Source organism: Methylicorpusculum oleiharenae (genome assembly GCF_009828925.2).
GTDB lineage: Bacteria > Pseudomonadota > Gammaproteobacteria > Methylococcales > Methylomonadaceae > Methylicorpusculum > Methylicorpusculum oleiharenae.
Map to the genome: position 1 here is coordinate 16,119 of NZ_WUTY02000003.1, position 23,768 is coordinate 39,886.

Annotated in this window: 21 protein-coding genes and 1 pseudogene; 5 read left to right on the forward strand and 17 right to left on the reverse strand. The window is 45.4% G+C overall.

Features of this window, described 5'->3' with window-relative positions:
• Window positions 1–4: 4 nt before the first annotated feature.
• Window positions 5–580 carry a recombinase family protein gene (locus GO003_RS25800; protein WP_159656562.1) on the reverse strand — a complete coding sequence of 192 codons (576 nt, stop codon included), beginning with the start codon at window positions 578–580 and terminating at the stop codon, window positions 5–7.
• Window positions 581–931: 351 nt separating this feature from the next.
• Between GO003_RS25800 and GO003_RS25805 the strand changes: the two genes are divergently transcribed.
• From GO003_RS25805 to GO003_RS25820, 3 genes and pseudogenes are all read left to right on the forward strand, one after another.
• Window positions 932–1,339: a MerR family transcriptional regulator gene (locus GO003_RS25805; protein WP_159656564.1), complete on the forward strand. Its 408-nt coding sequence runs from the start codon at window positions 932–934 to the stop codon at window positions 1,337–1,339.
• 95 nt (window positions 1,340–1,434) lie between these two features.
• Window positions 1,435–2,140, forward strand: a pseudogene (locus tag GO003_RS26755) (MerT/CopZ fusion-like heavy metal transport selenoprotein).
• A 17-nt stretch (window positions 2,141–2,157) separates the two neighbouring features.
• Window positions 2,158–2,610 carry a putative iron-sulfur cluster-binding metallochaperone gene (locus GO003_RS25820; protein ID WP_159656570.1) on the forward strand — a complete coding sequence of 151 codons (453 nt, stop codon included), beginning with the start codon at window positions 2,158–2,160 and terminating at the stop codon, window positions 2,608–2,610.
• 180 nt (window positions 2,611–2,790) lie between these two features.
• Here the strand turns inward: GO003_RS25820 and GO003_RS25825 are convergent, their stop codons facing one another.
• Together GO003_RS25825 and GO003_RS25830 are read right to left on the reverse strand one after the other, a co-directional pair.
• Window positions 2,791–3,531 carry a hypothetical protein gene (locus GO003_RS25825; RefSeq protein WP_159655941.1) on the reverse strand — a complete coding sequence of 247 codons (741 nt, stop codon included), beginning with the start codon at window positions 3,529–3,531 and terminating at the stop codon, window positions 2,791–2,793.
• 434 nt (window positions 3,532–3,965) lie between these two features.
• Complete coding sequence (locus GO003_RS25830; RefSeq protein WP_159655943.1) at window positions 3,966–4,430, reverse strand: type II toxin-antitoxin system VapC family toxin; 465 nt, start codon at window positions 4,428–4,430, stop codon at window positions 3,966–3,968.
• A gap of 306 nt (window positions 4,431–4,736) precedes the next feature.
• Here GO003_RS25830 and GO003_RS25840 point away from each other — a divergent pair, with 306 nt between their 5' ends.
• Window positions 4,737–5,120, forward strand: a complete 384-nt coding sequence (locus GO003_RS25840; RefSeq protein ID WP_159655939.1) for a hypothetical protein — start codon at window positions 4,737–4,739, stop codon at window positions 5,118–5,120.
• A 522-nt stretch (window positions 5,121–5,642) separates the two neighbouring features.
• On the opposite strand, the gene GO003_RS25845 is transcribed toward GO003_RS25840, so the two are convergent.
• The 12 genes from GO003_RS25845 to GO003_RS25900 all read right to left on the reverse strand — a co-directional run bounded on the left by GO003_RS25845 (window position 5,643) and on the right by GO003_RS25900 (window position 20,536).
• Window positions 5,643–5,918: an HU family DNA-binding protein gene (locus GO003_RS25845; RefSeq protein ID WP_159655937.1), complete on the reverse strand. Its 276-nt coding sequence runs from the start codon at window positions 5,916–5,918 to the stop codon at window positions 5,643–5,645.
• 251 nt (window positions 5,919–6,169) lie between these two features.
• Entirely contained in the window at window positions 6,170–7,261 is a 1,092-nt protein-coding gene (locus GO003_RS25850; RefSeq protein ID WP_159655935.1) for a serine/threonine-protein kinase, read from the reverse strand.
• Window positions 7,258–8,310, reverse strand: coding sequence for a serine/threonine-protein kinase (locus GO003_RS25855; protein ID WP_159655933.1), 1,053 nt, complete (start codon window positions 8,308–8,310; stop codon window positions 7,258–7,260). Before GO003_RS25855 ends, GO003_RS25850 begins: the two co-directional genes overlap by 4 nt.
• Window positions 8,307–9,485, reverse strand: a complete 1,179-nt coding sequence (locus GO003_RS25860; protein ID WP_159655931.1) for a PP2C family protein-serine/threonine phosphatase — start codon at window positions 9,483–9,485, stop codon at window positions 8,307–8,309. The genes GO003_RS25855 and GO003_RS25860 overlap by 4 nt, the downstream gene beginning before the upstream one ends.
• Window positions 9,486–9,623: 138 nt before the next feature.
• Window positions 9,624–13,427 carry an SNF2-related protein gene (locus GO003_RS25865; protein WP_159655929.1) on the reverse strand — a complete coding sequence of 1,268 codons (3,804 nt, stop codon included), beginning with the start codon at window positions 13,425–13,427 and terminating at the stop codon, window positions 9,624–9,626.
• Window positions 13,427–15,067 carry an EH signature domain-containing protein gene (locus GO003_RS25870; RefSeq protein WP_159655927.1) on the reverse strand — a complete coding sequence of 547 codons (1,641 nt, stop codon included), beginning with the start codon at window positions 15,065–15,067 and terminating at the stop codon, window positions 13,427–13,429. The genes GO003_RS25865 and GO003_RS25870 overlap by 1 nt, the downstream gene beginning before the upstream one ends.
• 9 nt (window positions 15,068–15,076) lie before the next feature.
• Window positions 15,077–15,787 carry an OmpA/MotB family protein gene (locus tag GO003_RS25875; protein WP_159655925.1) on the reverse strand — a complete coding sequence of 237 codons (711 nt, stop codon included), beginning with the start codon at window positions 15,785–15,787 and terminating at the stop codon, window positions 15,077–15,079.
• Between the two features lie 3 nt (window positions 15,788–15,790).
• A complete protein-coding gene (zorA, locus tag GO003_RS25880) occupies window positions 15,791–17,959 on the reverse strand; it encodes an anti-phage ZorAB system protein ZorA (RefSeq protein ID WP_159655923.1) in 2,169 nt (722 codons plus the stop codon).
• A gap of 128 nt (window positions 17,960–18,087) precedes the next feature.
• Window positions 18,088–18,645 carry a TIR domain-containing protein gene (locus tag GO003_RS25885; protein WP_159655921.1) on the reverse strand — a complete coding sequence of 186 codons (558 nt, stop codon included), beginning with the start codon at window positions 18,643–18,645 and terminating at the stop codon, window positions 18,088–18,090.
• A 391-nt stretch (window positions 18,646–19,036) separates the two neighbouring features.
• On the reverse strand, window positions 19,037–19,555 hold the full coding sequence (locus GO003_RS25890; protein ID WP_159655919.1) for a hypothetical protein: 519 nt from the start codon (window positions 19,553–19,555) through the stop codon (window positions 19,037–19,039).
• A gap of 72 nt (window positions 19,556–19,627) precedes the next feature.
• Window positions 19,628–20,182, reverse strand: a complete 555-nt coding sequence (locus GO003_RS25895; RefSeq protein ID WP_159655917.1) for an MltR family transcriptional regulator — start codon at window positions 20,180–20,182, stop codon at window positions 19,628–19,630.
• A 39-nt stretch (window positions 20,183–20,221) separates the two neighbouring features.
• Window positions 20,222–20,536 (reverse strand): hypothetical protein, encoded by a 315-nt coding sequence (locus GO003_RS25900; protein WP_159655915.1) that lies wholly within the window; start codon window positions 20,534–20,536, stop codon window positions 20,222–20,224.
• 378 nt (window positions 20,537–20,914) lie between these two features.
• Here GO003_RS25900 and GO003_RS25905 point away from each other — a divergent pair, with 378 nt between their 5' ends.
• Window positions 20,915–21,409, forward strand: a complete 495-nt coding sequence (locus GO003_RS25905; protein WP_159655913.1) for a hypothetical protein — start codon at window positions 20,915–20,917, stop codon at window positions 21,407–21,409.
• A gap of 154 nt (window positions 21,410–21,563) precedes the next feature.
• Here GO003_RS25905 and GO003_RS25910 read toward each other — a convergent pair whose 3' ends face one another.
• Both GO003_RS25910 and GO003_RS25915 read right to left on the reverse strand, forming a co-directional pair.
• Window positions 21,564–21,836 carry a DUF4124 domain-containing protein gene (locus GO003_RS25910; protein WP_159655911.1) on the reverse strand — a complete coding sequence of 91 codons (273 nt, stop codon included), beginning with the start codon at window positions 21,834–21,836 and terminating at the stop codon, window positions 21,564–21,566.
• A 930-nt stretch (window positions 21,837–22,766) separates the two neighbouring features.
• Complete coding sequence (locus GO003_RS25915; protein ID WP_159655909.1) at window positions 22,767–23,735, reverse strand: tyrosine-type recombinase/integrase; 969 nt, start codon at window positions 23,733–23,735, stop codon at window positions 22,767–22,769.
• Window positions 23,736–23,768 lie beyond the last annotated feature (33 nt).

The window sequence follows — 23,768 nt, forward strand, 5'->3', positions numbered from 1 at the left end:
GGGGCTATGCCGCGTCGCGGGCATTGACACCCTGCTCCGCGAGATAGTTATACAGAGTGCTTTTGGAAATCCCCATGATTTGGCAGATTTCCACGATGCTGTGTTGGCGTTCTTTATAAAGGCGTAACGCTAGCTCGCGTTTTTTCGGATCAAGTAGCTTTGGCCGACCGCCTAGCCGTCCTCGTGCACGCGCTGCCGACAATCCCGCCTGGGTGCGTTCGCGAATCAGGTTGCGTTCGAACTCAGCCAAAGCGCCGAACAGATGAAACACCAATCGGCCACCACTGGTGGTGGTATCAATATTCTCTTGCAGGCTTCGGAGTCCGATGCCTTGCTGTTCCAGTTTTTCAACCAGGTGGATCAGATGTTTCAAAGAGCGCCCCAGTCGATCCAGACGCCAAACCACCAGCGTGTCATCTGAGCGGGCTATTTCCAGAACACCGGCCAGACCAAGACGGTCGGTACTAGCACCGCTCTGCTGATCCGTGTAAATCTTTTCGCAACCCGCTTTTTCAAGCGCGTCCCGTTGCAAGTCCAGATTCTGATCATCAGTGGACACCCTGGCATAACCGATCAACATTATTTCTCTATCCTCTAGTCCAATAAGTCTCAAGAACGGAGTATATCTGGAATTTGTTTTGTGGAATAGTTTTATGGACTCTGGAAGCCATATGGAACGGTGTCATGATATGGAAGATTAAAAAGTCCAGAAAACGGACGTATTCTGGACTGGACAATTTTCGAAGTCGGTGTCAGCAGCAACTTGGCCGACAAAGACACAACCCATACTTGTCCATTTGCCTCAATTACTTAATTGGCAGGCATCTGAGCCCAAGCCACCATTCAAGATAATATTTATGGTTGTTTATAAATAGCTGATGATTGGAAAACTGAGGGACAATAAAACCCCTTCAACATTTAATTCAAAGAAATGTCGCCTTTAACCATCGGCAAACTTGCCAAGCAAACCGAAGTCACCATTGAGACTATCCGCCACTATCAACGCATTGGTTTACTGACGGAACCAGAGAAACCCCAGGGTGGCTACCGATGTTATTCAGATGATGCGATTACTCGAATCCGCTTTATCAAGCGCGCTCAACAGGCTGGATTTACCTTGAAGGAAATTGCCACTTTATTATCTCTCGATGGAGCTCATTGCACGGATATACGACAACTCGCCGAGCAGAAATGCCAGCAGATCAATCAACAGATTAAGGATTTAACGGCTCTCCGTCAGGTATTGGTAACCCTGGTCAATGACTGTCAGGAGACAGCATCATTCGAGCGTTGCGCCATTCTCGATGCGTTTAGCGATGATGCTTCAACCAAGCCCTGATTCATAATGACATTGCCGCCCACTTGACCCTGTTCTAAAGAACAGGGTTTAGACTTCTGACCAACATTGGTAATTGTTTGGTTTAGGAGATTCACATGAATACAGACCCTGAAACACCTATTAACACCCCGTCATGGTTAGGTATCGGCGCCATTTTAGCCGCTATAGGGGCTTCGGCCTGCTGTGTCGGGCCTTTTCTATTTTTATCTTTAGGCATTGGTGGGGCATGGATGAGTACGCTTACGGCAATGGAACCGGCCCGTCCTTTTTTTATCACCCTGACCCTAGTCTTTATGGCATTAGGGTATCGCAAACTTTATCGGACACCTTCCTGTTGTGAAGAAGGTGCGAGCTGCGCCATAGCCAACATCCAACGCAAACAACGCCTAGTGTTTTGGCTTGGCTCTGCGTTCATTTTGCTGCTACTTGCCTTTCCGTGGGTAGCACCCTTTTTTATAGCTTGAGAGAATCGATATGACAATTAAAACCAGTTTGTTAATTTTGAGCTTGTCATCAAGCACACTGTGGATGCCGACAGCCTATGCTGAAACCACTGTTGCACAGCCAAACCAACAGCAAACGGTGACGCTGAATATAGAAAACATGACTTGCGCAATGTGTACAGTCACCATCAAAAAAGCCTTACAGAAAGTCGAAGGCGTACAAGCAGTAGCTGTCGATTACGATTCCAAAACGGCGGTGATCTCTTTCGATGGCACAAAAACCGATAGTGCAGCCCTGATCAAAGCCACGACGGATGCTGGCTATCCGGGTTCCATAGCCACACCTGTTTCTCGATAAAGTCGAGGATATGGTCTATGTCTGATTGTTGCAGCCCAAATACACCTACTAAAACCAAACAGATTTGTCCTGAATGCGGCTCCACTTGTAAAAGTGTCGGTATGCCTACGCTTTATCATCAGGTCAGGTTTCCCGAGAATGAGGCAATTATCACTGACAGCTATTTTTTTTGCCCTGCCAAAACATGCTCAGTTGGGTACTTTTCCAGTGCGGGCAACATCATTATTCCAAAACAGCATTTCCGAAGTTATCGAGCCATTCAAAACGACGGGCTTTGTTACTGTTTTGATATTGACGCCGAGCAGTATTTAACGGCGTTAAAAGATCAACGGGCAGAGCCGATCAAAGCTTTCGTCATGCAACGAACTCAAGCCGGGGAATGTGCGTGTGAAATTAGAAACCCGTCAGGCCAATGCTGTTTAGCGAATTTCAAGCGTTTAGAAAATGAGCGCAAAACAGATGTCAAATGATCGCTATAAACCAGTCATTCGGAGAACTGATTTTTTTATTTATAACAGACCAATGGACGGCTGCCGCCGATGGCCATCGACATATTTCAGTTGCAAATAATCCTGGTTTGCGGCGGATGATTGCAGGTCGGTATGAATGATTGCAGGTTCAGTTGCAAATAATCTCGGTTTGAATGGCCTTCAGTTGCATTTAATTCCGGTCGAAAATTGCGCTGATTGCTGGTTTGAGGGTTTTTGATTGCAAGCCGCTACAAGTAGTGAATAGTTTCCGGGTTTACATTCAGTGGTAACTTTGTCAAAAGTGGCGGTATATACTGAAGGATTAAATTCACCTGGTGTGATGCTGGTTGTAGGCAATGCAGTCGATCTTGATGTCTCAGTGGGTTTAATCGGAGAACCCGCACCCATCGATAGGGCAGCGAAATCAATCGCTAAATATGTAGCAATATCATTTATTTTGTTGATGGTGTCTGCATGGGTGATAGTTAGCAAACCCAAAGGACTTACGCCTACCGCCATATTGTTTTGGCCGATCCAATTTTTGCTGTATCGCAGCAAAAACACATTACGCAAATCTGGCAATGTCTCTCCACCTCGATTATCAACGAGGCTTACGGTGATTTGTTTTTTGTTGTCCTCAGTTTGGTCGGGTTTTGACGTACCTTTACTCTGAGCTTCGATTCTAGTAACTGTTACGTTAATCCGAATGTCCCGTTTGGGCATGTAGTAGACAATTCCATCACTAATACTTCTTCTCGAGTGACATATATTGACTTCTGAACCTATAGCGGCTTTGTCATTTTTAGCAGGGTCGGCTTCGCCACATATTACTTCAGAGGTAATGCTTGCACACCCTGTCAATTCCAAGCATCCTGCAAATACCAAAAGCCATACAAATATTTTTTTGTAGTTATAAAGCATAGCAACAATCCTCTCTTTTGTGACCAGAGACTTAGCTTTAGTTGTTTGATGAAATAGGGTAAGGGTAAGGGTAAGGATTCGTGAGAATTTAGGCAATAGCGTCCTTTATCATGTGCAAAAAACCTTAGCACATAATTTACGTATGGAATAACATTACGACGCTGTTTTTCGTACATTTTTTTGGGGTGGCTTGAGCAGCAATGGCGGCACTTTATCGAATCAGCAGGAAAATAGTTGTTCCCGACATAGGCGTAGTCTCGTCATGGCGAGCAAATCGCATTAGTTTAGCTGCTATTGCCCAAAATCGCACGAATCCTTACGGTCACACGGTCACCCTATATGTAGCGGTCCGATAACATCCGCCAGGAACCACATTAACTGAGAATTAAAAGAGGCACGCCGAAAGCCGCACGCAGGCCCCGATGACGGCCTCATTATACGAATGGGTTGAACACGGACACTTGAAAGCGTTCAAAATCCCGGATGTTTCGGGTGACTACAGTAAGCTTGTGCACAAGCGCACTGGCCGCGATCATAGCATCTTCATAGACCGTGTCCGACTGACGGTGCATCAGTTTCGCCCATAGCCGAAAGGTCACAGCGTCCATGGGCAATACATTATAGGTAGCTCCCACCTGATCGGCCCATGCCTCTATATCCGCAGCCTTGGCAGGGGCTTGCTCGCGTGTGATTTCAATGCCTGCTTGGATTTCACCGAGTGTCACAGCAGACAGGTAAAGTTCAGCATCGGCTACGCCTTCGATCCACGCTACTACCGCTCCATGGGGGCGAACCTTGCGCAACTCCGAAACAACATTGGTATCAGGGGGCCTGTGGAAGAACCCCCAAAAGTGTTCGTTCTGAGTTAAGCCACTTTCAAGTAGTAACGTTTTAAATATTCTTCAATCTCATAAAACTGATTTTAAATGTCTTTTTAACCTGGTGTCCGGAAAACTATCATTGGTGGCAATGCCGGAAAATGTTCGACAACAAGGTGGCAAAATGAGTTGTCGGACGATAAGATAGGAGGACTGGTGGGCGAAAACCTGTCATCTCTGCCGATCAGTTGCAGCGAGCGCGGGAACACATCGCCAACAGATTGAACGTCTGCGAAGACGCAATGGGGCTCAAGGTTGGCAAGACGGCTTTATATGCCGCACTGCAATCCGCCAGTGTAGCCGATTCCTGACATGGAGCAAACAACGATGAAAAGTAAGCAAGGCAGCGCCTTCATCACGTCCAGAAAGGGCTTTTGTTATCTCACGGTAAAAGTCGGCAGAAGCAATTTCAACATCAAGCGTATTCGCAACTACACGCTTGAGCCGCAGGAAAAGCGTGACATGCGCCGCTTGTACCCCGACTATCTCTTTGACTGGAAGAAAATCAATCAGCAGCTTGCCGAAAAGAGGGAGGTATGCAGAGCCTACCGCTCCAGGCGTCAAGCGCCCCGGAATACGGAGCGCACCTCAGACCCGTTCGTCATGGTGTCTTATGACCCAAGGACGCGCACAGTCTACGCATCCGATGCAGGCAATTCATTAGCATTGCTTGACGCTGTTCTACAAATTGAACGCGCCAATAAAAAGTAGTCCCAACAGCCAATGCAGTCGCCTTCTGAAAATGACAAGGGGCTTAGCTCAGAACGAACACTTTTGGGGGTTCTTCCACAGAGGCCCTTACAGGAAGGCTTTTGATCACAGCAAACACTACCGCGATAGCGGTTTAGTCCAAGAACGATTATGTTGAGCTTCACATAATCGTTCCGTTGGACTTCAAACCCCACTACCACTCGAAGACCCCGCATTACAACTCAATCTATAGGGCTGACTTGATAGCTAAAGCCGTCAAATGGGCCGATTGGCTGGATGCTCGGTTTGTGACTTATAACGCAAATAACTCCGATATACAGAAAGCGACACCATCGGCAACTGAAATAACGAAAACCCTTGTGTCTGCACCGAGTCAGCAACCCGTCAACACAGTTGCGAGGAATACTTCCGGATATGTCCCACGAAAACTCATCATTAACGGGCAACCGTAAACAGCAGTCTTTAAATTTTAGCGGCTAAAATTATGCCGTTTAGACACGACCAGCCAATCAACGCCAGGGATTAGACATTAACAGTGTCTTTTAAAGATTTACCGGCTTTAAAACTCGGCAATTTTGCAGCGGCGATGGTGATTTCTTCCCCGGTTTGTGGGTTGCGACCTTTACGTTCGGCTCGTTCCTTGACTTCAAAACTGCCAAAACCTACCAAGGCCACCGAATCACCTGCTTTTAAAGCGGTTTCGATGGATTTTATAATGCCCTCTAAGCCACGACCGGCGTCAGCTTTGGTTAGATTGGCGTGTTCAGCGATAGCAGTGATCAGATCAGATTTGTTCATGTAAGGTTGCTCCGTAAGTTAAAACAGTTAGGGTAAATGAGTTGTGTGGGTTTCTTAAACTAACTTTTAGGCGGTATATAAAAATGCACAGGCAATTTAATGGTTAATTAACCAAATGAACGCTTGTCACAAGCCCCCCCTGTATCAATTGGTATTCGTGGCTTACAGTTGTGTTATTGATTTTACAATCACCATTAAATTTCTTGGTAAGTTATTGAATATATATAGGACCGAAAGCTGTCTTTCTCTGTTTAAGTGTTAATGACTTTCTTAATTGGCACAATCGGATGGGCTCGGTCTTGGGGCGATCCAGGGTGAGCGGAAAAATAAACTTTTTGTCCGATCTCTACCTTTGAGTCGTAATAACTGTCTCTGTGAAAAAAAACGTCCGAGCCTTCTGTCGAAATATATCCAAATGATCCGTTAGTGGTAGCAGGGAAGGATTTCACAACTCCTATGCGCCGAGGAAAGGTGCTATAACAAACCGATGCGGCCATATCGGCAAGTTCGAATGCTGTCGGACGCTCTGTTGGGTTCATGCTGAAGCACTTTTGGATAATCGCCCAAAGGGTTTCTGTCAGCGGCTTAAATTGGTTAAGCGCAGAAAGCCTTGATGGATGCACTGGTAAAATTCCTGAAACAATTTTCGGGATTGCTCCAAGCCCTTCACCAAAAGGTGCTTGTCCCATCATGAGCCTATAAATTATTGCGCCCAAAGCCCATACATCGGATGGGGTATCAGCCTTCTTTGGGTTTTCAATTATTTCCGGGCTCATGTATGGCAATGCCCCAAACATTGTCGAGCTATTCAAAATAGTTGATTGAGTTTTAGCAGCTCGCTCCAGCTCCTCCTCGGCTAATTTTGCGATACCGAAGTCAGTTATTTTAAACTCGAGGCCTTTACTAGATTGCTCAACGATAATATTGCTTGGCTTTAAGTCGCGATGAACGACGCCAACTTGATGAGAGGCGCGAAGTGCCATTGATAGTTGGTGTAGGCATTGTGCTACCAAGTGGGAGTCCGGGTATGGCATCGTGTGCGTAATAAATTCTTCCAGGTTGCAGCCTGGAACCAGTTCTTCTACTAAATGGGCCCGCTCACTGCTCTCAAGATAGTCATAAGTCTTCGCAACATAAGGGTGGCTTATGCGCGCACTCAATGCGGCACTGGCCTTGAAGCGTTTACTGGCGGAGTCGTTTTTGGGGGTCTTTACAGCAACTTTTCTTTTTAAAATACGATCCGTAGCAACATAAACCTCTTGCATACCGCCAGCTGCTAAAAACTTTTCAATGAAGTAACGGTCCGCGATTAAGTCGGAAGGCGAGTAAATGTGGTCTGTCATATCTTCACCTCAGGATGGCTTACGTCGAACGTTACAAACTTACGGAGCCCGGAACTTCCAAGAGTAATGACATGCGATCCGGATAGCACCATACCTTGAACAGCGTTTTGGTTATTTACATACACATGACCAATAACCGAACCAACGTTGAAATCAAATCCATCGTAAGCAACTTCTATGGAGTTCACCTGATGAGAAGCCTTCACCGATTTGCCGATAGTGTCGAGTATCAAGGTTTGGCTAGAAGATACTAAAGTGGCTTTATGTTGGCCATATAAGAGTTCCCGTTGGAAGGCTATAGCAATTTCCGCAGCAGATGGCCTGTCGTTTGGAGGCACCGCCAGGCATTTGTCAATAAGGTGGGCAATCCTAGTATTGCTTAGCCCTTTATTTCCTATGCCATCAGCGGGAGCTAGAGCAACCGGTTTTTGTGGCCAAGGCATGGCGCAAGGAGGTAGATTCCCGGTTATCAGATCGAACATCATGGCTCCAAACGCATATATGTCAATTGGTTTATCAATTATCGGCGGCGAGTTAAATAGTTCGGGGGCCATATAGCCAGGAGTGCCAGTGAGGGTTACCGTTGAAGTGGGCAATGTGGTTGTCTTGGCAAGCCCGAAGTCGAAGATGCGAATATAGCCAGCTGCATCGTATTTCATGTTGTTCGGCTTGATGTCACGATGCACAACCATTCGGGCATGTATTTCTGCTATTCCTGTTGCTACCTGAAATCCAAGTTTATAAAATTCCTCCAAATTGAGTGGATTGAATGCAAATAATAATAGATCACTGCCAGGCAAGTACTCCTCAACGATAGAAATATCCGTCCCTGTGCTATTAATTAGCACGTCATAGATTTCTACAACGTGTTTAGACTTAGCTTCTTGCAGCGCAACTACCTCATCAATTAATCGGTTCAAATGGGCAGAGTGGTTTATCTTCTTAATAGCGACTTTACGTTGAAGAACTTGGTCTTCGCAGATAATTGCATGTCCAAAGCCACCAGAAATAGGAGGGAGAATAGGCTTGTAACGAGCAGGTAACGTCAATTGCTATCCTCTGTAATGTCATTGCTTTTTGGCTCTATTAGCTCTAAAACAATCTGATTTTGAAGCGTGGTCGCACGTTTTTCTTTTTTCCTAGTTCTCTTTGCGGGCTTGCTGGGAGGCTCATTCTGGCTTTTTACAACATTGTCATTTTGTTTATCATCATGGCCTGCATTTGTTGGAATATCGGCCTCGGCGCTGGCAGGAATATAAGTTTTATGATTGCGATTATGGGTATCGTTATCCAAATCATTCAGAAGGAGCATTTGGAAAGAACTTGCCGGAATGTCTAGAGTTATTTCTCGGACAGATTTTGGTAGCGTTCCAAAATCAATCCGCTCTGGTGCCAATATGACGGACGAGTTATCCGTGGATCCGCAGCGGCGAGAAATATCAACGAGGTTGCTAGCTAGTTTTGTTACGGGAAGCCCAGCTTTTAGAAGGCCTTTGATCATTTCATCGCCTATACAATGGGCTCCATCGGTAGATAACAAGAAATGTCTTGAACTGTTATCGTTAACTGCCGTACTTAAATCTATGACGTGCGGCTCAAGAACTGGGCCAATACCAATGAACTGAACAAGTCTATTATCTTGGTAAGAGTCTTCTTCCGCGCTTTTACCTCGATAATGCCTAAACTGTTCTCCTAAAGTGTCATCCAAGGTAAGCCGACGAAGAGAATGTTTTTCAACAGCGTAGATTCTGCTGTCCCCTACGTTGAGGCCTATTGCGCCCTGCTTGCCATAAAGGATTGCTGATAGCGTAGAGCCACCAGCTCCCTTCAGCTTTTCATGCACCCGTTGATTAGCATATAGAGTTGCCGCTACTAGCAGACTCTTTAGCCCGACAGATGCCTTACCGGAAGAGAGAAATGCAATGAATGCACTTATTGCTAGTGACGATGCTAAATCGCCGTCTTGCATACCGCCCATACCATCAGCTACTACGACCGCAGCTAATGGTGACCGAGCATAGCTCTGGTCCGACACATAGAAAAATGCAACCAAATCTTGATTGCTCTCTCGATAATCGCCTTTTGATGTTGCCAGTTCGACACCGTATTTAGTAATTTTAGAGAAGCCATCCTTGTCGCGCTTGCTGGTTAGCCATTCAAACGCGCTAGTCTCAATTGTACGCACTAGCGGAAAACGATCGGTCTTCAAATTTTCTTGGGGCATGTCATGCACTTAAGCTTGGGTTGGTCCGTTTCAATGTCTATTTTTGTCATTATACATATCGAATGATTAGCTGCGCCTGTACTTAAAAGATCATCGACAATGGCCCCTTGGACACATAAGATTTTTCACCGCACTTCTTTAGCTCGGTTGACTACCGAAGTTGGAGTCTTGATTAATACCTAACAAAAAATTTTCCAGATCAATCCTAGTCACCGTGTACGATTTCAATAACTGAACTAAGTCATGCCGATCAATTAGATTCACTCGGTTCGCTTCAGCTTGAGACTGCGCAGTTCTATTGAACCTTTGGTTGGTCGTAGCAACCTTGGTGAATTCGACTTTAGGATGTTTTATTCGATAAAGCGCTTCACCAGCCACAACGTCTTTTATAGCTTCCCATCCTAATGTAGCACTATCATTAAGCGAGCTTTTACATTGAATCAAGAAGCCGCTTGTGCCTCTGATTGCAACAACATCAACCCCTCCATCGCCACAGTCAGGCGTTCGATAAGTGGTATATCCCTGTTTAGCCCAAAGTGCAGCACAGAACGCCTCAAAAAATCGACCGTCGAATGTGGCAATATCGCTCTCGTCGACAAGAACTTCTGTAAAAGCACCAACTCCATCCGGACTACCAAGCTCGTCAAAGTCACCTGATGAGAGATCACCACAGCCATTTAGCATGTCATTTGACAACCCTCGTTTCCACTCCAACAAATTATCAAGCTTCATGTCGAATGTGGTGAAGTCTGCGGTTACCACAGGATAATAAACAAAAACATCCTTAGTTTGACCAATTCGATAAGCGCGATCTGTAGCCTGGTCTTCCTTCGCTGGATTCCAAGTTCGTGTGTAATGGATAACATGATTAGCACCTTGAATATTTACCCCAAAACCAACAGCGAGGGGGGAGAGAATAATTACACCGAATCCCTCTTTTTGCTGGAAAGCTTTTATACGCTTTTGTCGACTATCTGAACTTTTTGAAGAAGCAGATGTCGTTCCGTTGATGATGTCTGGGACTATGTCAAAACGGTGAGCAATATAGCGTTGAATAAGCCTCTGTAGATCATGAAACTCAACAAAGACAATCGCTTTGTCTCCCCGTGACTTAATCTCTGAAAGCGTTTCGAGAAGCCATGCCATCTTGGGTGCCTTGCGAGAATACTCTTCTAACGATTCCTCAAGATTGCTTCGTTGTCCAATTGGCCTAGGGTCAGTGCAAAGTTGCCGAAGATACTGAATCAATCCAAGATGGTTTTTAAAAGGGCTGTCAACACTATCGGTGCGTTGTTTGTAGAGGGAAACAGCATGACCATACAATTCTCGCTGCTTCGAAGAGAGTTTGAGCTCTTTACAGTTATCAACAATAATTTTCTTGGGCAAATCTTTCGCTACATCTGCTTTGGTACGTCTAAGTAACTGAGGTTCAATAAGATTACGAAGTTCTTCGACACGCTCTTTTTCTTCATCAGTTTCTGCCTCAATTGGTCGACGGTAACGCGTACCAAAATCGTTAAGTGCTCCTAGCAAACCTGGCTGAATAAAATCATACAAGCACCAGAGATCGGCAAGAGAATTTTCAACGGGAGTTCCTGTACAAGGGATCTTAAAGCGCACATTCTGCTTTTTTGCTGCCCGAGTGACAAGTGCGTTGGGATTCTTTATCTTCTGTGCTTCGTCACAAACCATGATTGACCATTTTTGTGCCGCCAATGAAAATTCGAGATCACGTAAAGTTTCGTATGTCGTGAGAACCACCTTTGCGTCTCCTAACCATCCAGGGGCCAGAAACCTTATTATCCCTTCCTGTAACAACTGTTGATCAATCTGACTTTTTGATATTTTCTTAGACTTTAAATCATCACCATAAAGCATCAGAACTGGCATTGATCCAGGCTCAAAAAACTTTTCAACTTCCTCTTTCCAGTTTTCTAAGAGCGATACAGGTGCAACGATCAGAATTGGATTGATGTTTGGATCTGCTTCGATACAACTTGCAATGAAACACAACAGTTGAAGCGTTTTCCCAAGCCCCATGTCATCGGCAAGAAGTGCTCCAAGGGCGTACTCTGGAGTGTTCATCCAAAGATGCTGAAGCCAAGCAATACCAACGCATTGATGTTCTTTTAACTGTGTCGATGTTTTCAGGAACGTCGGTAAAATAGGACTTGAATTCTGAGGAAGGGTGAGGGCTTCAATACGTCCCTGCTTACTCTCATCAAATTCCAGCGATTCTATATTAGGCTTAATGAGCAGCGACTTTCGATCTGATAGATGCTTTATCTCATCATCACTAGCCTTTGACTCTTTGTATGTACCTTTCTTAACGTCCTTTTTTGCTTCCTCAAGGATATGAAGAATATTTTCAGCGTCCCTTACCGAGATAGGCATTTCCAATCCGGAGAATGAGAATATTTCATCTCCTGAACGCTTAGCCTCTTCAATCTTTTCCTTCAGAGCAATCTGTTGGCTATCGTCTAGGGTGATAGCTACAGGCTCCTCACTACCTTCAGGGGTATGCCAAAGGCCGAAAAGCACATTCTCTGGAATCCATTCTGCGTCATTATTTTTTTTTGCGATAAACGGTGAGTAATACAATTTTTCTACACCGATACCCTCAATTCGACTGGAGTATCGAGATAAATCATAGACCTCTGAGTAGCGAATAACCAATTGCGGTTGTGACCACTCCTTATATGCCTTTTTAAGAATCTCTAATTGCGCGTCAGTATCACCAAGAATCTCAAGTTCGAAACCTTCCCAGACGCAACATTGATGATTACTTTCGATGCGTCCAGATAATTTGTTGATGAAGCGATCCAACTGGGCGACATCTGGAAAATCATACCGTTCGCTATTGACAACTGATACACCCATTTCTTGAATAATAAGTGACACACCAGTGATCAACCCTGCTGTATTTCTCTGGATGTTGCAGGTGAAGTGCTGGAAAGTAATCCCAGCGTCTGAACGAGCCTTTTCAAACTGATCTTCATCAAGAACTTTTGTCGCGTCTTCTCCTAATGCAGCAAATGGGTTTCGAATAAATGCCTCTGCTCGTTGTCCAGAAACCAATCGTGCAGGCCAACGACGAATTTCCTTCAGCACAGATTTTACCTGTGGATCGATAATGACATGGGTCATTCCTTGTCCATCGGGTATGTCATACCTATCAGGCACTTCTTGGAATCGATCGAAAAATTCGAGCCATCTGTTAGGGGCGCCGTCAAATGTTGGCTGAACTTCTATTGTTTTAGTCCCGCCAAAATCGGATTTATGTAACCCTAGTGTTAGCCGCTCAGGTGTTAAGACTACGGTTCTAAGCAGGAAGTCAGAAAGTTCCGTACCTGTATCTTGAGCATAGCGACGGATACTTGCCCAAAGTCGACGATTTTCTAGCCCTGATCTCCCAGAAACAGGGCTATTGTTGATATTCTTAACAGCAGAAACTAAGCGCCATAACGGCTCAGTTACGATAACTTCTTCACTACCAAGTTTCGCTAACCCGCCCGTGAATTCCGGTGGTTCAGACAACGCAACATTTTGTTCATCAAACCAGTTTCCAAACACTATTCGAAAGTGCGCATCTTCCAGTGACCCTTGGCTTTGCAAGCTTGGCCGTAACGCCTTCTCTCTCGGAAGCAATAAAAGTGAATTAAGCTCTTCTGAACTGCATTCAGATCGTAAACGGTAGTAATCATCCCACAAAAGATAAAGAATATTTTCATCGTAATCAGCATATCCCTGTTCCTCGACTTGAGCTAAAAACGAAACTGTTTCGTAGTGAATGCCAAATTCTAAGGGCTGGTAAAGCCATTCAGGAATCTGTGTTACAGGCTGAAACGCTAGGTGTTCCGTTGATATTTTGAGGACTAGCTCGTTGTTACCCGTAGTAACCCTTTCACTATTCGGTACTCGTTTTGAAAACCATTTCCACATTACCCAATCTCCTTCCACCAGCCTTTACTGGGCTTATACTTGAAGCCCCAGTTTTCTAGCTGATGCCGGAATACTTCTTTTACAGTCATTGGAGCTTCCACCCAGAGATTTCCACCTTGCGTAGTGTGGTCAGTAACTGAATAGCCATGGGTACGCGCTAAAATACGAATAGCCTCCAACGAAAACGAAGGTAACTGTTGAGCTGCAGTCGCTCGCCTAGCGTGCTGTTGATTCATAGGACTCGGCACAGCTGGACGAGCCCCAGTCAACCGCTGGATGGTCCATTCAAATTCGCTCTCCCAACCATGATGGTGATTCATCTTTGCCTGATGCCCAGAATGTTCGACGTTCTTAAGTTCATCACGAGTTCCTTCTAAAGATCCACTGCCTAGTTTGAAGGGAAGATTATCAAACTGAAAGACGTGCGAGGCATTACCATGCTGACCGAACTCTACGAAGAGGCTATTTCCAATGCGCATAAGAAAAGCATTATTGTCTGCAGGTACTCCTTCAAGTGACATCCACTGCCCTTTCATGTGTTCTCTAATGCGCTTGTAGTCAGCCGTGTTGTTCTTACGCGCATTTGCGCCAAGGGCAAAGTACACATCGGTTATCACGTCGACATATCGCAACCAAAAATCAAGGCGATCCCGACGAGCTTGGCCATCAATGGCTAGTAGAGCAAAGAAGTCTTCAATAGAGCGAAAAATCAACCACGTTTTAACCATTTTCATCACTGGCTCGGGCACCCAGGCGAGCCAAGTCTGTCTTTTAACTTGCAGCATAGGACTTCCCCAATATTTTAATGAGAAATCCCTTAATTCGATGTTTTCCGATGGGCTTAAGCCCTGGTGATATCGTTGCAGCAGCTGCCCCAATCCCTTGTTCCGAATAATCTCTGATGGCTCAAGTAAAGTAAGCAATTGTTTAAGGTGTTCTTGGAATTGAACATCACTTTTCTTAGTGGCGGCCTCAATTTGGGCAAGAATAATTTCCTGAAGAACCCACGAACGATCAGTTAAAGTAAGTTTTTCTCTGAGTACATCTATATCCCGAGTATCACCAGATAGCAACGCATCACCATAACGGAGACAGGGTGTATCAGTTAATAAATTTGAGTGCTCCCCAAGTATTTTTGACCAATCGGAGGGAGGCTCCTGCTTTTGAACGAATTTCAAATTTCCCTTAAGATAACCCTGTAGAGTTGTCCAATTAGACCGCCCATCAAGGTTTGATGAGACCAACCCCGGATACTCGAAATAACCTAACAAAAGGCCTTGGTAGCAACGTATGAACTTTCTCGGTTCTCGCTTGTAATCATCAACATGTGTGAGCAATTTCGGGAAAAGTTTACGGTCTTCAATCAGGCAATACTGACCTAAACCATAATTATTAGAGATCCCAAAGCAGACATATTTCGCCTCGCGATAATTTGGTAAACTCCCATCTTGGCTGTAAGACAATACGGAAATTCCTATGGATCGTTTATCGCCAGGACCGGCAGACCCGAGTTCACCGAACTGCTTTCTAACTGCGCGACCTACGTTCTGAATTGATGCTAAATCGCCCCAATGATCAACATCGAACAAAGATTCGTTAGTTTTATGAAGCAAGTTCCTAAATTTGTCGATGTGATTCATGTTTGACAATTAAATAGCGCAAGCACCAAAGTTACCTTGCGTGACTTCTGCCTTTGGTCGGTTCTCGTCAATGGCGAGAAACTCAAGACGAAGTTCAATGCGTCGACTTTCCTCAAGCGTCGGTTTAGAAGAGTTGAATGAAAACCCGCCCACCAGAAAAAGTTCCCTGACCTCCTCTTGTTCTTTATTCTCAAGTGGACGCTCATCTGAACCTGGCTTATCAAATAGGGCACATAACACGCGTTGGCTGCGCTGCATACTCAAGTTAAGATTGTATAAATAGGTACCCCGTTGATCGGTATAGCCCTCAACAACAATTTGTTTAAGAACTCGCTTTCCTAAGTCGTCTCTGGCGATGGCGAGTACTGTGGGCACGAAGGCCCTGAGCAGTTTGGCTTGATCGCGAGTCAGCTGATAGCTACCGGTATCAAAGCGGGCACGATCACCAAAATCTACGACTTGTCGCTTACGATCGACAGTTACACCAAAAGAAGCGGCAGCCTTCTCTACTTTATTCAAAAGCTGCTCAATATCCTGTTCACGTTCCACTTTTTTTCGTTCTGCTTCAGATACTGTCTTAGTTACTGCAAGCAGGGCAACGCTCATGACAAGCACAAAAAGGACCATAAGGGCCGTCATCAGGTCGGCAAAGGAAATCCAGAACGGCTTCTCAGCCTCATCGTTCTTGCCTCTCTTAAGAACAATACGCTTGCCTATCATTCATCACCTCCTTGGAATATCTTCTACAACGTCTCCGAGCTCTTTGACGGCAGATGAAAGATAGGAAACCGATTGTGACATCTCCTTGTGGAATTCCGAATTACCCTTTTTTAGGGTCGCTTCCATTGAGGATGCAAATTCCTGATGTGCATTTGCGAGCTCGGCACAAACTTCCTCAAAGAATCCGCTAACATCGCCTTTTGCTTGTTCGAGTTGATTCGCAGCTGCTTCTAATTTTGAAACCAATGACTCAGTAACTGATGCTTCGCGACGAGCATTTTCAACCGTCAACTTTAATTCGGCCACCATTCGTGCTACTGCATCACGGGCGGCTTGGTAATCATTTACAGCCGCTGATACGGCTCCAGCTGCTGTTGATAGAGCTCCGCTTGTGGAAACCATCTTGTCTGTAATTCCAACTGTTTGCTGAAGTACTCCTGTGACTCCATCTCCTGCCTTGGCAAAATTTGATGCTGCCGAGGAGAGAGTGTCAGCTCCATAATTCATTTTATTGACAGTATCTGACGTCACTTCTCGCATTGAGGACACGCTTTCCCGCATTGATTGGACAGCTTCGGTTGATTGTCCAGCCAGTGTTTGCACCTGAGTCGAAAGGGACGACAATAGTTGGTCAACTTGCAGAAGTAGATTGCGCTGTTGCTCTTGATGGAATTCACTCGAAACTCTTGTTTGGTTTTCTAGCTGCGTAACTGCACCGACAAGGCTTTCGTTAAGACCGTCAACGGTAGTGCGCACTTCGCTACCAAGGTTTGAAACGACCATGGCTGCATGTTGTGCGAGCTCACTTTGTTTATCAGCATGGGAGTCTGACGCATTTTTAGCCTGCTCTTCAAGCTGCCCAACCATCTCTGAAACTTTGGTTCCGAGAAGATCAAGTGTCTCTTGCAGTTTCTTAGATGTTTCTGACTGCGAATTTCCAACAAGCTCACGAATCTGTGAAACAAATTCACCCATCTGAGTGTTAAGAGCTTGCTGTCTTGCTTCTAGTGAAATCAATGCTTGCTCAACTTTGTCCGCCATGGCGTCCGCAGTATTTCTGCCTGCAGAGTCCAAATTAGCAGCTAATTGGTCAAATTTTCCAACGGTTGTCTGCATGGCTCCCATGGTTTGGACAAGTAACTCATTCATCCCTTTCATTTGTCCGCCAAATACATCTTCCATCTTGCTTGAGAAGGTAACCAAGGCTTCATTCAAGGCTCGTGTTACGACATCGCCATTAGTGTCTGAGCTATTGTTCATGGCCACCGACATGCGTTCTATGGGTTCTTTAAGAGAATTAGTTATCGCGTCAGCAATCTCCTGGCCACTTCTTGTAGTCGTCTCTACTTGGGCCGTAGAGGTTTGACGTATTGCCTCAATATGTTGGCTGGCCAAATCCGTCATGATCTCTCTCAGGTCTGCAACCAACGCATCTTTGAGCTGTGTTGTCTGTGTCGCTGATGTTTTTGCAGCTGAAAGTAGCTCAGCGAGATATTCCTCACCTACTCCTGCTTCATAGAGGCCATCAATAAGTTGGCACAAATCTTCAACGCGCTTGTAACACTGTGAAGCTAAATATTTTTCGATGAACGTAGTCACCATTGCACTCAAGATAGCAATGGCAGAGACAATGAATGCCTCTGAAACACCACCAAGTAGATTACTTAGGCCTTCTCTTACTTCATCGGGATTATCAGAGATTGTTCCCTTGAATTTTTCTAGGCCATGAAGCAACCCAGAAAACGTTCCGATGATGCCAAGCCCAGTCATAATTCCAGGACTATGTTTGAAATAGTCAGTCTTTAAGTGGATATCGACAATAGTTTGCGATGTGAAAAATGTTTCAGCTGGAACGGTAGAACGCCAGCGGACAGTTCGAAGTTGCCCTGAGTTATCAACCTCCTTTTGTGAATGAAGCGTTTCGCTGAACTCACTCCATAAGTGAGAAAGCGTAGGATGAATCATGACATCTTGAGCAATTCGATTTGGATCAATCGACGCTCCATTAGCGCTAGCCTTAATACTTTCTAATGTAACCACAGCACGGTTCAATCTGAAAAGAAGTGAAATGCCCGGTATTAGAAAGCGAAAAATGAAGAAAAGTACGAGCCCAGCTAGGAACGCGAATAAAAGTTGCACGGTTCCGGTGAGGTTCAGGAGTTGATCGATCATTTAAAGTCCATAGATGTTTCGTCTTCTCGATCGCCACTTGCCATAAGGGATCGGTCAAACTCGATTTTGTTGTTAATAATCTGTCGTACAGTGTCGGTAACTGAACCTTAAGCCTAGTTGCAATGATTTTAGTCTGTTATTCCAAAAGCTTTATAAGCTTCATCGCTGTAAATTCCTAACCCTTTGCCGTTTAGGGGTTTATTGTGCGAGAATTGGGAAATTGCATCTAGCAGTGCCGCTTTTTTAAAAGGTATATGAATAACGCTAGCAGTTTCATTATCTATGCGTGTTGCAAGCGCACCTGGCCAATGTTTTCTTAAAACAGATGGATTTCGAATAGGTGTGCTGTAACCGGTATAGGCGGCAATGATTGGGATTTTATATGTATCTACAGCCTTTTCTATTTCAAATGGCACCCAGTCATCATCTAAAAGCGTTGTTTCGCCGATGATTAGCACCATATTTTTTGAATTTTTTAGCCTTTCTATTAGAGACCTTTTCAAGGTTTCTTTTTTACTTGAATCACGAACTGCCGATGCTTTGTCATGGCTGTTGTTCATGGTGAATTCGTTGTCTGTTTTTGCAGTCCACGCTTTCATTAAGTTGTAGTAGTCAATATCGGACTTGCTTGGAATGTTAGTTCCATTTGCGTGAAAAGCTACATAAGTGCCGTTGCGGTATGCCATTATTTTGGTTCTATTTCTGTCATTTTTGCCTTCCTTTTAAGCGTTTAAGGTAGAGAAAATTATATCATAATCAATATGTTAGTTCTTAACTTAATGACATTGCGGCCTATCGGGATATCGTGTTGCATGAGGAAATGGATACGGTGATCTGGGGCGTGGTGACGAGCGTGATTCATCCGGTGTGATGTCTATACTGGCGTTATACGACGGATTAGGAGTTGGTTAGAGCAAAGTGGGTGTGCAATACTTGGAAGTTAACGACCCCCTAGTTAACATCCGACGCTTTGCGCACAATGTCGGCAGGGATTCAATGATCTGCCATTCAACGTTTGAGGTAAGCCGCGCGGAGGGCGCAGCCCAGAGTACGTGGGCTTGATCGAAGGGTTAGGTCTCACTGCCCTTGCGCTGCCTCGTAGTAGCGCCTCAGGACAGTACCGATCTCTTCATTGAGCGGCTCGTAATCTTGTGTGATCTTGTCGAGGTGGGAGCGCGCTTCCTTCTCAGAGTGTGCCATCAGGACGCGTTCGGCAGTGCCGGTCAAGTGCTTGACGCTCACGCGTAGGTCATCGTCGGCGACGCGCTCCACCAAGATGAAGACTCTTCTAAGAGCAAGTCGGACTCCCACAGAGACTTCTTCGGAGAGCACTATCTTGCTCCAGTCCTGACCCGCGCGATGCGCCAGATGGTCTTCGTGGTAGCAACGAATGACGAGTCTGAGGACGTCGTGAACGGCTTCCTGTAGCTCAAGCAGTGTTTGCCTCTGAAAGGCTCTCGCTTGTTCGGACCGTTCCTCGCGACTCTTCGCGCGCTCAAGATCGTGCGAGCTTCGGGCGGCCAGCCAAGCAGTGGCGATGCTGGCGGCAGCGCCGATGACCGTGCCGAGTAGGCCCCACATTGCTGAAGAGTCCACATGTGCTCCTTGTTGAGACCTAACGTTTGGTTAAGGGGCGGGTTGAGCGAATCGAGCGGTTTTAACCATTTATTATGTTCTTATTCTGAGTAGGTGATGCTCTTTGATTCTAAGACGTAATATAGAAACACCTAAACAAAATACTGATTTTGTATACTTTACGAAGCCCTTTGCTCGTGCCTCCCACTCTTCTAGCACGACAGGACTATGGTTTTTGATAGCATTGTTTTTACCGCGGCCTTTAAACATTTCACCTTCGAATTTTTTAGAGGCTTCTATGCAACAATTTATTTCAGCAACATGGTCTTCTATTTCGCTAGATAGGAAGTCTACTTTTTCGGTTGAATGTGCAAATTTATTTCTAAGTTTTCTGATCTTTGCTAAATCTTCAAATGTGTCTTTAGATATTAATCCAAATGCATAACAGATCAGCGATTTCGAAGAAAAGCTGGAGAGAGGGCCGCTCAGGTCAAATATCTCATTTATTTGTTTTCCAGATAGTCCGTTTCTTTGTATTGCATCTTTAAGCAGCTCGCTTAGATCATCCTCTAATATCGCGGCAGCCACTATCACGGCCCCGCGATCCGACTCGTTAAGCAGATCAAGTTGGGATTCTTTGCTGTCCATGTGAGAACCTAACAATTTATTAATCTGTTACCAGTATATCTACCAAGAAACCTGGGTTGCAACACCAGATTTCTGAACTGCAAGGATTTTCCCCCTCCGTATATCATCCAAACTGAGCCAATAGATGAAATTGGAGGTTGCCATGTTGACTGTTAAGTAGTGTTCTGTGGTCGCTTTTAGCAGAAAATTTACACTGGATTTCTGCCAAAACATCCCCTCCAACACCCACGGCGTCGCAACCTTCCCTCCCCCGCCTGAAAAGCTCAACTCCACAGCCTCATCCCCCGGCCTCAACCAAAACAGCACTACCACCTCGCCCCGGATTGCTGTCAGATTCAGGCTATTTTTGCCCATCCCCTCGAATATGCTGTGCTCAGCATATTTCGGGGGATGGGCAAAAATGGGTGTTAATCAACAAAAGGCTCCAAAGTTTCATAGAAATTTGCTGAATGCCTTATCCAGCAAGGCTTTCAGATTGTTTTTAACCTCTCAAAAATAATCCGTTCTGACCGTGTAATTTTTAGGAGATCTAAACTTCCAGACTTTTTCGTACCAAGAATAAAGAGCTTGTGTTAAATATAGGCCGACGTAGAGGCTCATAGAGCGACGCAAACTAAGTGTAGGTCCAAATGGTATCATTAGTTTGTCCGCGTGCCCCACATTTGCGGTGGCTTATAAAGCCTGTGGAACTTTAGAGCCTTTTTTTATTAACACCTATCATTGGAGGCCACTATGCCATTACCCCTTATCCCGGTAGTTATATCTGCGCTTGCAGCTGGCGGAACGCTCGTACCTCATGCAGCCGGCGGGTTGATTGTGACGTCAGCAAGCGGCTATGTTGCGGGCACTTATCTCAGCACAGCCACTATCACGGCACTCCTCGTAGGTGGTGCTACAGCTTTGGGCGCCGGAGCCGCTGTAGTCTCCGGGTTTGCTGCGACAATCATTGGAAGTGCAGGCATTTTCGGTACGACGATCGGCGCGTCAGGGGTTACAGGAGTGCTGATGTCTTTAGGTATCCTTGCTTCAACACCGATCTGGGTGCCAATAGCTATTGCCGTAATGGTTGTAGGTGCCTCATACGGTGCCTTTAGGTACCACAAACTCCGCAAGAAGCTGCTATCTACGCCGGAAGGAGTTGAGGCGCAGTTCACCGAAACCGAGGCAAAAGTGATTGAGTGGCTGCTCCGCAGATTTGCCAAAAAAGAGAAACGCGACGACGCCTAATTGTAGCGGCCTGCATACATAATCCATAAGACCTGCAAATAACCGCATTTTCGGCCCGAATTATTTGCAAACAGCCTTGGTTGCACCCGTAAGATTGACCTAAAAAGCCTTATTCAAATATTTGATGCTCATACTTTAGCGCCACCTGTTCTACTTATTTTCTTTTTCGTGCGGCTTCAACGTCATCTAAAAATCTAGCTGTATTTCTTACTTTTTCCCGATACTCTTTGATATATTCTCTCCTTTCCCTTTCGATCCGTATTTCTTCTGGTTCGCGCTCCACCTTCTTATATTTACATGGTGGGCTATTCTCAGGTTTATCTGTGTAATAGACGTGGCCGCTATGGTCATAACATTTAAAAATTTCAGCATGGACATCGCTGCAGAATAAAATTAAAAAAATATTTAATATTTTCTTGATTGACACAATCTTACCTCTTAATTTTAAGTTCCCACACCATCACAATCGGCCATTTTTCCAGAACATACAGACCATCCGGATCTTCATCTATCTCCATATAAGCAACCGTCTTTTTGATATCTGCATAGCGCACAGCGCACGTCTTCAACGGTCTCTATCTGTTAATGGCTCAATTCTGTTGGCCATTGACACTATCTCGAAGCCCAGGCCATTTTTTAAGGCCCAGGCGTGAAAAGTGGCTTTAAATTTGGTGACCGTAAGGATTCGTGCAAACATGGGAAGTAGCGTCTAGGCTATTTCTGCCCAACGCCTCGAATATGCCAAGTGCCGAACGTTGATTCCAAAGAAAATGGGTCACTTGGTTTCCATTTACTCTGCATATTCTATACGCCTCTTGGAAAGGCAATCTATTTGTCCGGCACACAGAACCGTCAAAGCGAAGCTGGTTTAGTAAGTTGACGAGTGCTTGAGATGTAATAAGCATACCGTCGTCCTTCAATATGTACGAAGAAAGAAGGCAATAATATGCAGATCAAAATCAGTGGATCGGATGGTGCAAACGTGATGATTTTTATGCTGTTACTGCTGTTCATGGGTCAGTATACTCTGCATATTTCTTAACTCCGCATATCCTAGAAATGGGAAAAATAAGAAAGAGTTAATATACAGTAGCCCGTAAGTTCAATTACTTACGATACTAACCATACGATTTGGCTCAGTCGGAAAAACTTAATTCTTTTCGCAGAAAGAGACTAAATTACAAAAAATATCAATAATATAAAATATTAGAAATGCATAATATTGTCCATTTCGAGGCGTTGGGCAAAAATAGCCGTTACGTACCTTTATGCAGAATAACCCCACTTAGAGGCAGTTCAAAGGTGCCCGCGCTCATCAAGGTAAAATGTCTGAAAAATGATCATTAGTTGCCAATTTTCAATACTCCACCTTAAAACTTGGACTATCCTCCGGCCGACTATTGCGCTTGTCGTAAAGCCGGGTGGTTGATACATTGGCGTGTCCCAACCACTCCTGGACTTTGGCGATATCGGCTTTGTTATCTAGCGCATTGGTGGCCGCCGTTGCGCGAAGCGAGTGCACGCAAAAGCCGTGGGTATCGAGTGTAATGCCAACCTGTTTGGCGTAACCCATGACCACATCCCGATACACCGAACGCGGATTGAGTGATTTGGTCAGATCGCCGGTGGTATTGTTTTTCACCGGTCGATACAAAGCCCCTTCCAGATCCGAACCATGGCCTGCCGTTTCCAGATACTCAGCGATCAAGCGTTGGGTTTTCGGTTCCACCGGCACGAAGCGCTCTTTTTTCCGTTTACCATGAACATGAAACATCATCACGCCACTGCGTCGCTGATAATCTTTGACGCGCAGATTGCACAGTTCCTGCCGGCGCAGACCATGATAGAGCAGGGTAGCCAAAATAGCCCGGTCACGTTGTCCTTTCACCGTGTCTTCCGGCGGCGCTTCCAATAACTGCCGGGCCTGGTCATTACTCAAGGCCGGGGTTTTGCCTTCGTTGTTATTCGCCGCCGGTCGTTTCACGCCTTTGACCGGATTATGGGTCACGGCGTTTTTCTCACATAAATACTCAAAGAGGGAAGACAGGGCAGAGAGCTTGCGGCGAATGGTGGCGTCGGAGAATTTTTTCGCTTCAAGGGTTTTACGCCAGGCAATGACATGGGAGCGGGTGACGGTCCGAAACTCAGCCGGTTGGCGGATGCCGACAAAGTGCGCGAAATCGCGGATGTCGTTTTGGTAGGCCTTGCGGGTTTTCTCGGAATTGATGTTGGCAAACCATTCCAGTTCCGGTGGCACGTCAGATAACTGCTGAAACTGTTTTGCCGTCAGTGCGCGTTCTGGGTTCTTGAGGATCAGGTCGGCCATGGTGGTTTATACCTTATATATATAGGTGCAAAT